The sequence below is a fragment of the Pseudoalteromonas sp. SG43-6 genome, from assembly GCF_014164365.1.
Classification (GTDB): domain Bacteria; phylum Pseudomonadota; class Gammaproteobacteria; order Enterobacterales; family Alteromonadaceae; genus Pseudoalteromonas; species Pseudoalteromonas rhizosphaerae.
The window spans coordinates 104,172-114,521 of the sequence record NZ_JACJEZ010000010.1 but is presented as its reverse complement, the minus strand read 5'-3'; the positions used below and the strand labels follow the sequence as shown (position 1 = coordinate 114,521).

The following is a 10,350-nucleotide window of genomic DNA, read 5'->3' as shown; positions in this document are numbered from 1 at the left end:
AATGCTTTTAGCCGCTTCCTTAGCAAACGCTTCGAGTTCTTCTTTATTCATGTTCATCGCCTAATCCTTAAACTCTTGATAGAGTAAATTATGATAGGCATTTACACAAAATTAGTTACATCCTCTCGCAAACTCGCAAACTCGCAAACTCGCACTCCTTATAAGTGAATGCAAACTCGTACCTTTATAAAAGATAAGCAAACTCGCAAACATTGACAATGCTGTGCACTCTTGCCACTGTTATACAAAGCAATAATTAAGGAGTGTTAATTGTGTCTAATTGGGTTGAAGCGAGTGTTAAAGATATTGTTTGGTGGACTGATACGTTATTTAGTTTAATTGTGAATGCCGATGTGGAGCCGTTTAAAGCAGGTCAGTTTACTAAGCTTTCTATGATGATGGATGAAAAACGTATTGCACGGGCTTACTCTTACGTAAATGCACCAAGCTCTCCCGATTTAGAGTTTTATCTTATTAACGTGGCAGATGGCTTATTATCACAACAATTAGCCAAGCTTAAACCCGGCGATACGGTGATGATTGAAAGCCGCGCCAGTGGATTTTTTACTATTGATGAAATCCCCGCCAGTGAACAGTTATTTATGCTTAGCACCGGAACCGCAATTGGGCCGTTTTTATCCATTTTAGAGCAGCCTGATGTGTGGCAGCAATTTAAGCACGTTACCTTAGTGCATGGTGTGCGTTTGAATGCAGATTTAAGTTATCAAGCAAAAATCGCGCAGTTACAGCAGTATCCGCAATTGAGTTATTTGCCCGTAGTGAGTCGCGAGCAGGCAATTGTCGGCTTAGATGGGCGCATTACTGATCGAATCGCCGATGGCACTCTATTTAAGCATTGTGACAGTGTAGTTAGCCCGCAAAATAGTCAATTTATGATCTGCGGTAATCCACAAATGGTTAAAGACACCAGCGCATTATTAACCGAACAAGGCTACACTCGCAATCGTCGTCGGGAGCCTGGGCAAATCACCGTTGAGCAGTATTGGTAAAAAGCTATCGCGATCCGGTAAATTTTGTTATTTTAGAGTTTCTTAAATTACTCAGGAACAGTATGAAACCGTTATTTTTTTTAGTAAGTTTGTTACTTGCGTGGCAATTATTAGCAACTGCAGCTGAAGTAGTTGAACCACCGACTAAAACTGAAACAAAAGCAGCTGAATTACCTGCTGCAGTAAAAACGACTGACACTAGCGCTGGTGAAGAAAAGTCAGTGCAGAGTAAAGCCTCAGCTAAATCAACTGAGGTTGAATTACAAGATAGCCCTGCGGTGATCACTTTAACCCCGCAAAATGAGCAATCAGCTGAACCTGTGAATGTTGAACCAACACAGCCAATTAAAACAGACACCAGCAAACCAAGCGAGCCTGAAGTTGATACCAGTAAGGTACTTGGCACCGAAGCGGCAAAACCTGCTGAGCTTCCTAAAACGCAACAAGAAAAACAGCTTGCAGTCGCACAAGCAGAGCAAGCGGTGATCCAAGCTAAAGAAGCGCTAACACTCAAGCAACAAGTTAAAGCCAAACAGTCACGCGAATCGTTAGCCGTTATCGAGCAATTAATTAAGGCGTACAACGCCAGAAATATCGACGCATTTATTAGTATGTATGATGAAAATGTAGAGTTTTATGCCTTTCCAAATGAGTTACTGTTTAAGGGCAAAGAAAAACTGATTGCCCGTTACGGGATAATGTTTAAAAAATTAAAGTGTATAAAATCATCCCCAATTAAACGCATTGTACACGGTAATATCGTTATCGATCATGAACTGTCAGAAACCTGTTCAACAGATCCAAATGTAGTTGATAAGCGCGGGGAGTTAATCTCTAGCTATCAAGTTGAAAACGGCAAAATAACTAAAGTGCTCTTTTTTAGATAGAGCATTAATAGGCAGATTATATAGGCAAATAAAGGGGCCGCGACGAGTATGGACATTAGTGATGATAAAAAAATTAAGTTACTTTATCGTGTAGAGCCTGGCTGTTTAGGACCAACAGGTGCGCAAACAATTGAACGCTTTTGCGATTATGCTAATCAGCAATTGGTTGCCCCTTATTTTGCTTTGTACCACTTTACCCCGCGGTTTGATAAAACTAAAGCCGAGCGCGAATACAGTATTAATGCTCGGCTGTTATCTGATCAGCATGCACAGGCATATCTAGCGCACTTTAAAACCAACAAAGATGAGTTTGAGGAGCAACTCGATGAACTACTCACTCAAGCAATAGAAAGCTTCTTAGAACGCTAATCATTGTCGCCAGATACAATCGCATTAAAGCTGCTATTGTCGTGCAAACTGGCAAATGCACTTTCATGCAATAGCTCATTACGTAAGTTGGGTGAATACTCCAACGACATTTTAATATCGGCCAACGCATCAGCGTGTTTATGCGTCAACGCATAGGCACATGCACGTTGCCAATAAGCGTAGCCGTAGTCACTGTCTATATCCAAGGCTTGGTTACACAACTCTATCGCCTGAGCTGTTTCATTAAGCTCTAGTAATGCATCGGCTTTATAAGCGATAGCTTCAACATCTTCGGGTTTACGTTTTAAAATCTCATCAAATATTTCGATCTTATTGGCTATATCGCTTTCTAAATTAGCGCGCATCCATAAAGAGTGGACTTCATTAGTAACAGATATTTTTTGTTGGTTACTTAAAATTTCTTCAGAGCGCTCGCGTAGCTTTTCTTCAAATGTATTCAACCGTGCTTCGTATTCATTAGTGATCACGCTGACACGGGTATTTACAATATCTTCTACTTTGTTTTTTACATCACGTAACGAGTTCCAACCAACCAGTACCAAAATAGAGGCTGTGGCAGTGATGATAAAAAATACATTATTAATTGTATCAGTGGTGTAAGTCAGTGCGCGATCAGCGGTATCAAGCTGAGCATGAGTGACTTGTTTGGTAACGTCTTCACGTAGTTTTTGCTGATCTTGGCGTACCGCTTTGAGTTCATCAAGAATATAGCGTTCCATCAAGGGTCTGTACATCGGCTCTTGGAGTTTTTTGAGTGCCTGTTTTTGATGTTGCAGGTTGGGTACAGCGCGAGACTCTTGTGCCTGTGCCTGAGCTGCCACTAAAGTGGCAAAAAGAAGTAAAATTGATACAAAATAATGACGCATACTACTGCCTAGTCGATAAATTAAAGTGCTAAGTAAATTAATGAAACTGTAACATGACTACCTATTAGTAACTAGGGTGGGTTGATCTTTCGAGGTTGTTTTTACTGCTGTGTGCTTGGTAATCGCTGCATTGCTGTAATGGAAGAAAATGAAGCCATTAAAAACAGGCAAAAAAAAACCAGCTCTAAGAAGAGCTGGTAAAACTGCTTAAACAACATAAAGTCGTCAGGGATATCAACAGGAGTGAGTGTTCATAATAACCAAACATATCTGAACAACGTCTTAATATTTAAAGCATTATAATTGTTGAGGTAGGATTTAATTTCATCAACTAAACTAAATTGATGACCATAGTTTGGGGAAGGTGTATTCAATGCGGCAACAGCTTGTGCAATTACTTTATAAAGTGTCTACTTCATCAGCGTTAGATGATGGCTATATAGAGCTTGCAGAACAATTAATTGTAAATGCCATTATTGATGGCTTAAATAATACGCGTGCTAGCATCTGGTTATTTAATAAAGATAATACCGAGTGTCATTGTCAGTTACTGTTTGACCGCGCGAACAACAATGTAAACCAAAGCCTCATATTATCACGTGAGAACTATCCGGCTTATTTTTCTGCGTTAGATACTCAGCGCGTGATCATTGCTAATAATGCGCATACTGATCCCGCTACCTTTGAATTTTCAGAGCATTATTTAACGCCTTTAGGAATAAAATCAATGTTGGATGCACCGATCCGATTCAAAGGAGAAATGATCGGTATTTTTTGTTGTGAACATACTGGCAGTTTTAGGCAATGGGAGGATGATGAATGCACTTTTTTGAGTGGACTTGCTGATCTTTATGGCCGCGCATTGTCGGCGCAAGAAAGTCGTTTAGTTAAGCAACAATTAGAAGTTGCCAATCATCGCCTAGAAGAGCGGGTGATTGAGCGAACGAATACCTTACAAAAAACATTGGAAGAGTTAACCGGTACCCAAGAAAAGCTAATTGAAGCGGAAAAAATGGCCGCATTAGGAAACCTAGTGGCAGGTGTTGCCCATGAAGTAAACACGCCAATAGGTATGCCGTTACCGCCAATAGTTCGGCAACAGATAATCTTAAACAACTAACTCAACAGCTAAATGACAACACATTATCGAAAAGCAATTTGCAAAAATTTGTCGCGCATATTAATGAGTGTTTAATCATTGCCAGTAGTAATCTTGATAGAGCCGCAGCATTGATCTGTAATTTTAAACAAACAGCGGTCGATCAATCTTCTCTTGATATTAGCACCGTGAAGTTAAATGACTACTTAGCTAATACAATACATAGTCTCACCCCATTAACCCGCAGCCACAAAGTAACCACCACAATTGAGTGCGACAAAGCATTAACGCTTATCACAGTGTCGGGGGCTTTAAGCCAAATTATTATGAACTTGGTGAGTAACAGCTGTGTGCATGGCTTTAAAGATCGCGAAGATAATCATATCAATATAGCCGTTCACCTAGATACCCAGCAACACACTTACACATTACGCTATAGCGATAACGGCCACGGTATGAGCAAGGACGTATTACAAAGTGTGTTTGAACCCTTTTTTACCACCACTCGTGGCAATGGCGGCAGCGGTTTAGGTATGGCGATTGTTTATAACCTTGCCACCCAAGCTCTTCAGGGCGATGTAAAAATACATAGTCAGCCAGAGCAAGGTATTACCGTCACTTTTACTTTTCCACTGAGCCTGAGCTAGCTATATTTGATAAAACTCAGAGTTTTAGCATGATACTCAAACAATTTGCTCGTAAAGAATACGGTCATTGTTGAGTAAATATTCTGGTGACAGGGTAACTTAAACCGCTACTGCCTGAGGACCAGCTTAAAGGTGAGTTGTTTACTTAGCTGTAGCTAACAAGCTAGCGCTGACTGGATACCTTAACTCCCTCTGTTTTTACTTAGGGACGAGGTTATCAATCTCGCGCCTAATTAAGTGGCAACCATCACGAGCAGTCTTTTGGTGGTAAGGGGCGAGATAAAACGTAATATGCGCTGCCACCGATAAAAAGCGCGACAACAGTTGCCAGTAATAAAGAAGGTTGCGCGCTTAGGTAAAATAATCCATACCCAACAGCCATACCTAAACTGGCCATTACTTTTGCCGACTTAGAAATAGCGCCATGGGCTTGCCAATTGATTAGTGTTTTACCAAAGCGAGGGTGATTAATTAACCAAGATTCAAAGCGCTTTGATGAACGGCTAAAACAAAAAACAGCACCAATAAGAAATACTGTTGTTGGCATTATCGGCAAAAAAGCACCGACAATCCCCATTACGGTTAACACGAAGCCACTTAATAAATAAGTCACTTGCTTAAATTTACTAATAACTAACATCGAGTTTTTCTTACCTGTACGCTTCATACTTTATCGCTTAATTTTAATGCACTTGCAGCTCACGTTTTACTTAAACAAATACACAATCAACAGCACTACGAACCAAACTAAAAGCATCGCGAGCGCCATTAATTGCGAGTGTCTGTTGTTCTTTAGTTAATTCAACCGTATTTAAAGCCGTTGTAAAATCTTGCCATGATTGCCCGCGGCCAATTGTTGCTGGTGCTAAATGCGAGGCACCAAATTCTTCTGATAAGCCAATACGTTTTGCTGCTTTTAATAAATACTCAGCGCCTAAATTAGACCCCTCTGATACATAAAGCCAACCCAGTGAGGCTGGGTAGTCAACCGGCACTAAGTTAACGCTGGTTGTTACTTCACTCAGATCGACGTTAATATCGCGTAAGTCTTGTTCAAGATGGCTTAGGCGCTGCCGTGTTGGCAGATCGCTCACTAAGCGGCTTAAATTAGTATCGCTATAAAGAGGGGCAATAGCCAAATGAAATCGATATTGAACTTCTAAAAATAAAGCATAACGGTCTAAACTTGCAAACGGTCGCTTAGTCATAATCGTTTTATCAAGGTTATCGTGAATAGTCGTGGTATTGAGTTTAAATAGTGTTGTTAATGAAGGCGTATTAATCTCATTGTTAACATGTTGGTCTGCAATCATTGTATGTCCTTAGTTTTATATTTCAGTAATTCGTAATAAGCACAGCAAGTAGCTGTTAATGAATAAAAAATGCCACAGGCACGGCCATTTTTATTGGGTTCCCTGTAACTTCTTCTGGAGGGACGGGCAAGGGCTCAGCACGTCTAACTAATTCGATGACCTCATTATCTAATGCAGCTATTCCGCTTGCTTTAAATAATGTGACATCTAAAATATTACCTGCTCTGTCCATGGTAAAACTCACCCAAGGAACACCTTGTTGGCGCCTTAACTTTGCCATTCGTGGATAGCGCTTTTTTCGTTCTAGGTGGATCTGAATAGCACTTTGCCATAGTTGTTTAGCTGTACTTTGCTGTTCACTTAAAGCACCTTTTACCGGACCAGATGCGACTGTTGACTCTTTCACTGGAATAGCCAAAGGAGCACTACTTTGCTCTACCAAGTGTTCACTGGCTCCTGTTATGCTGGTGTTATCAGGCAGCGGAGTCGGTTGTGGATCTTGCTCTTGTTGTTGATTAGATTTCTCTACTGGTTTACTTGGTGCTGGCTCAGGTTGTTTATCGCTAATGGTAAAGTCAGATTTGCTTTCGAGTAATGGCTTTACCAAGGGTTTATCTATTGTTGTTGTCGGCTTGCTTACCTGCCGCTTTACTGGTGCTGACTCTTGTTGCGCAGGTCCGACAGGAAGTGCCGATGGCTCCGCTTTGGGGGCTGCCACAATATTGACTTCAAACACCTGCGGTGAAGCTTGCATGGGTACGATATTGTTATGCTCTGTCGGCATTAAAAAATAACCCGCAATGGCGGCATGAAGCATCGCGGCGATAAAAAAAGCGCCTACAACATGCCAACGCACCAAGTGAGAAGCGCTGGTATCGTTTCCTGCGAATAAACTCACTGGGCAACATCCGTTTCATGTTCAAGACCGACTAAAGCAACTTGTGAGTAGCCGGCTTTAGTTAATTGATTCATTAATGCCATGAACTGACCATATTCAACTTTGCTATCTGCACGAATCAAAATTTGCTGCTGTGTTTCAATACCATGTTGTTTTAGTGCTTGCGCCAAATTTTGTTGGTTTATTTTATCTCCCTCGCCAAGTATTAAAGTAAGGTCTTGTTGTAGAGTAAGGTAAGTTGGAACATCACTTTTCGGTTGGGTTGGTGCCGCAACAGCAGGCAACTTAACTGGCACACTGACAGTGGCTAATGGGGCCGCCACCATAAAAATTATTAGCAACACCAGCATCACATCAATAAACGGAGTGACGTTAATCTCATGCTGCTCTTGTAATTCATCGCTATCGGTACGGTTACTACTAAATGCCATTTTAAAGCTCTTTAGATACTGCATTTGCAGCGTCTTCATCGTTAAGTAGGTAGGCTATGTGTTTTGCATCAGGATGTTTTCGGTCAAGATCTCGGCTCACGAGTATCATGATCGCGGTCAGAATATCGGCTAACTGTGCTTTGTAACTGCCAATTACACGAGAAAAATGGTTGTACATAATAACGGCTGGGATCGCTGCAACTAACCCCAGAGCCGTTGCTAATAAAGCTTCTGCAATACCAGGGGCGACTACGGCTAAATTAGTTGTTTGTGTTTTAGCAATACCAATAAAGCTATTCATAATGCCCCAAACCGTACCAAACAAACCGACAAACGGTGCAACAGAGCCTATTGTTGCCAATATGCCTGTACCCTGATTCATATTTGCGCTTAGCGCTGCTTGTACACGCTCTAAACGCGCGACTAATCGCTCCTTTAAGCCTTCGTCAGTAGTAAGTCCTTCGCCAGTTAGTTGTAACTCATGTTGGGTTGCTTTTAGGAGTGTTAAGGCATCACTTTGTTGTAGTAATAAAGTGTGGTTGGCCTTTGCAAAACTTTCACTTTGAATTAAATGTTTAAGCAATTTTTTGGCATTTCGCTTAGTAATATTTAACTGTACAGATTTGAATATGCAGATAGCCCATGAGACTAACGATGCTAAAAGTAACCCGATAATTACGCTCTTCACAACCACATCAGCGCCCTTGTACATGCCGATTGGCGATAAGTCATGTTGATCAAAAGCCGCCTCGTCAACACTAACCGTGGTATTGGTGTCTGTATCAAGGTCAGATCCTACGGTTAAAGATTTAGCTGATAGCGTATTTGTATTCACCTCTGGTGTAACAGCATTACCTGTAACTTCTACTTTGGAGGCTGTTGACGGCGCCGCTTGTTGTGCGTGAACCGCAGACGTTCCACCACCCATTAAACACACAAATAACATAGTTCTTATAAACATTTTGCTCCCTAATTTTTACGTAATTTGTAAATGTGGCGATGTAACACCAACATACTAGATCAATATGCCGCATCGTTTTGATGGACAAATTATTGGCTATATAACTAATGCCGAACGAGATCCGATTTTCATCAAAAGAATAATAAATTTTTTATTAATAATGTTTGCAGAATACCCAAATTAACTTGAATAGGAATGAAAATCATTTATACTCGCGGTAAATATGCTACAGGAATAGTTAAATTTTGACTAGCACTACCGCTAACTCAGTAGGGTTTAATGCGCTCTACCAGGAACACCATGAGTGGCTTGTTCGCTGGATCGCTCGACGTACCTACAACAAAGATAATGCACAAGATCTTGCTCAAGATACATTTATGCGTTTACTTAATAAGCCCTCTTTGTATAACGAAATACAAAGCCCGCGAGCATGGCTTACAAAAGTTGCCGGAAACTTAGTAACCGATAACATTCGTCGCAAAGTTCTAGAAGAAAACTATTTATTATTTTTAGGAAGCATGCCAGAAGCAGCCTATTTTTCGCCTGAAGAGCAACTACAGCTGCTTAGTTTACTAGAGCAAATAGATAAATTATTGAGTGGTTTGAGAGCAATCGAAAAAACAGCATTTTTAATGGTTAGACTCGACGGGCTCAGTTATAAAGAAGTCGCAAAGCAACTCAAGGTGAGCCTATCATCTATTGAAAAATACATGGCGAAAGCGATGTTAGAGTGCTACACCCTTACATACTGTGATATAGAGTAAGCGATTGTGAATAATACGTGTGCACAAAAAACACCTTTACCAGAACAAGTCGTACAGCAAGCGATTGCGTGGCGTATTTGTTTAGAGTCGGGCAACGCACAGTCTGCAGATATGGCTGAATATAGGCGATGGCGGCTTGCCGATCCGATGCATGAATTAGCCTGGCAACGGATAGAAAACATGGAGGCTGCATTTGCCGGGGTGAGTAAAAAAAATGGTCGTATTGCTCACATGACCTTAAAAAAAACCGATCATGATATACAAAGCATGAGTCGTCGCCAGGCGCTAAAAAGGATCGCTGGAACCACACTAGGACTTGCCAGTGTAAGCTGGTTGGCAGACAAACAGGGGGCATGGCAATACCTTAACGCAGATCACGCAACTACCAATCAACGGCAATTATTTACGCTCTCCGATAATAGCCAGCTTTGGTTAAATCATAACAGCACTGTTGAACTGAATTTTAATGCTCACAATAGATACATTCATTTAACCCGCGGAGAAATGCAATTTATAGCTTCAGCTAATACGCAGCCTGTGCAGGTGGCGTTACAGCACGGAACTTTACTTTGTGACAGCAAACAATTTTTTGTGCGTAATGAAGCCGATCATGCTTTAGTTCAAGTTATGCAAGGCAGTGTTAAGCTCGCGCAAGCAAACGGCTTATTTACCAATCAGGCGATCAAGGCTGGCGAGCTATATAAAATTACCGTAAATTCAATGCAACAGTTAGACAATCATATATTTGACTACAGTAGTTGGACAGCAGGGCTGTTGTCAGTGCGAAATATGTCAATCAATTCTTTTTTAGCTGAACTATCTCGTTATCACCGTGGTTTTGTAAAAATTGCCCCCAGTTTAAATGACTACCTTGTCTCCGGCGTTTTTCAGTTAAATGACACTCACCTGATCCTTAAAACAGTCGCTCGTAGCGCTCGGGCAAGTGTGCATTACAGAACCCGTTGGTGGGCCGAAATTCGCTCATAACTATGTTTATTTAGTTCATCAGGAAAAAATATAAAATAATTATCATTTAGAGTTACGGGATTACTATTTTCATGCGTCATATAAGTATGCATTAAAG

Annotated in this window: 13 protein-coding genes; 7 read left to right on the top strand and 6 right to left on the bottom strand. The window is 41.0% G+C overall.

Annotated features, from left to right (window positions below; genetic code table 11):
* Nucleotides 1–272 precede the first annotated feature (272 nt).
* From H5201_RS06520 to H5201_RS06510, 3 genes are all read left to right on the top strand, one after another.
* Nucleotides 273–1,010 (top strand): ferredoxin--NADP reductase, encoded by a 738-nt coding sequence (locus H5201_RS06520; protein ID WP_182784014.1) that lies wholly within the window; start codon nucleotides 273–275, stop codon nucleotides 1,008–1,010.
* A 62-nt stretch (nucleotides 1,011–1,072) separates the two neighbouring features.
* On the top strand, nucleotides 1,073–1,897 hold the full coding sequence (locus H5201_RS06515; protein WP_182740590.1) for a nuclear transport factor 2 family protein: 825 nt from the start codon (nucleotides 1,073–1,075) through the stop codon (nucleotides 1,895–1,897).
* Nucleotides 1,898–1,945: 48 nt separating this feature from the next.
* Nucleotides 1,946–2,266, top strand: a complete 321-nt coding sequence (locus H5201_RS06510) for a hypothetical protein (protein WP_182719357.1) — start codon at nucleotides 1,946–1,948, stop codon at nucleotides 2,264–2,266.
* Here the strand turns inward: H5201_RS06510 and H5201_RS06505 are convergent.
* The gene (locus H5201_RS06505; protein WP_149982000.1) at nucleotides 2,263–3,153 is read right to left on the bottom strand and encodes a TPR end-of-group domain-containing protein; all 891 of its coding nucleotides are present in this window, start codon (nucleotides 3,151–3,153) and stop codon (nucleotides 2,263–2,265) included. The genes H5201_RS06510 and H5201_RS06505 overlap by 4 nt on opposite strands.
* A gap of 373 nt (nucleotides 3,154–3,526) precedes the next feature.
* Between H5201_RS06505 and H5201_RS06500 the strand changes: the two genes are divergently transcribed.
* Both H5201_RS06500 and H5201_RS06495 read left to right on the top strand, forming a co-directional pair.
* On the top strand, nucleotides 3,527–4,273 hold the full coding sequence (locus H5201_RS06500) for a GAF domain-containing protein (protein ID WP_182719359.1): 747 nt from the start codon (nucleotides 3,527–3,529) through the stop codon (nucleotides 4,271–4,273).
* A 38-nt stretch (nucleotides 4,274–4,311) separates the two neighbouring features.
* The gene (locus tag H5201_RS06495) at nucleotides 4,312–4,899 is read left to right on the top strand and encodes a sensor histidine kinase (protein ID WP_182719360.1); all 588 of its coding nucleotides are present in this window, start codon (nucleotides 4,312–4,314) and stop codon (nucleotides 4,897–4,899) included.
* 247 nt (nucleotides 4,900–5,146) lie between these two features.
* Here the strand turns inward: H5201_RS06495 and H5201_RS06490 are convergent, their stop codons facing one another.
* From H5201_RS06490 to exbB, 5 genes are read right to left on the bottom strand one after another with little or no spacing between them, the layout of a single operon-like run.
* Nucleotides 5,147–5,566: a YbaN family protein gene (locus H5201_RS06490; protein ID WP_149981998.1), complete on the bottom strand. Its 420-nt coding sequence runs from the start codon at nucleotides 5,564–5,566 to the stop codon at nucleotides 5,147–5,149.
* A gap of 43 nt (nucleotides 5,567–5,609) precedes the next feature.
* The gene (locus H5201_RS06485) at nucleotides 5,610–6,212 is read right to left on the bottom strand and encodes a biliverdin-producing heme oxygenase (RefSeq protein WP_182719361.1); all 603 of its coding nucleotides are present in this window, start codon (nucleotides 6,210–6,212) and stop codon (nucleotides 5,610–5,612) included.
* A gap of 55 nt (nucleotides 6,213–6,267) precedes the next feature.
* On the bottom strand, nucleotides 6,268–7,110 hold the full coding sequence (locus H5201_RS06480; RefSeq protein WP_182719362.1) for an energy transducer TonB: 843 nt from the start codon (nucleotides 7,108–7,110) through the stop codon (nucleotides 6,268–6,270).
* Complete coding sequence (locus H5201_RS06475) at nucleotides 7,107–7,541, bottom strand: biopolymer transporter ExbD (RefSeq protein ID WP_182784012.1); 435 nt, start codon at nucleotides 7,539–7,541, stop codon at nucleotides 7,107–7,109. The genes H5201_RS06480 and H5201_RS06475 overlap by 4 nt, the downstream gene beginning before the upstream one ends.
* A gap of 1 nt (nucleotide 7,542) precedes the next feature.
* Nucleotides 7,543–8,502: a tonB-system energizer ExbB gene (gene exbB / locus H5201_RS06470; protein ID WP_259399660.1), complete on the bottom strand. Its 960-nt coding sequence runs from the start codon at nucleotides 8,500–8,502 to the stop codon at nucleotides 7,543–7,545.
* 245 nt (nucleotides 8,503–8,747) lie between these two features.
* Between exbB and H5201_RS06465 the strand changes: the two genes are divergently transcribed.
* Nucleotides 8,748–9,266: a sigma-70 family RNA polymerase sigma factor gene (locus H5201_RS06465; protein ID WP_149981994.1), complete on the top strand. Its 519-nt coding sequence runs from the start codon at nucleotides 8,748–8,750 to the stop codon at nucleotides 9,264–9,266.
* A 6-nt stretch (nucleotides 9,267–9,272) separates the two neighbouring features.
* A complete protein-coding gene (locus H5201_RS06460) occupies nucleotides 9,273–10,253 on the top strand; it encodes a FecR domain-containing protein (protein ID WP_182784010.1) in 981 nt (326 codons plus the stop codon).
* Nucleotides 10,254–10,350: the final 97 nt, after the last annotated feature.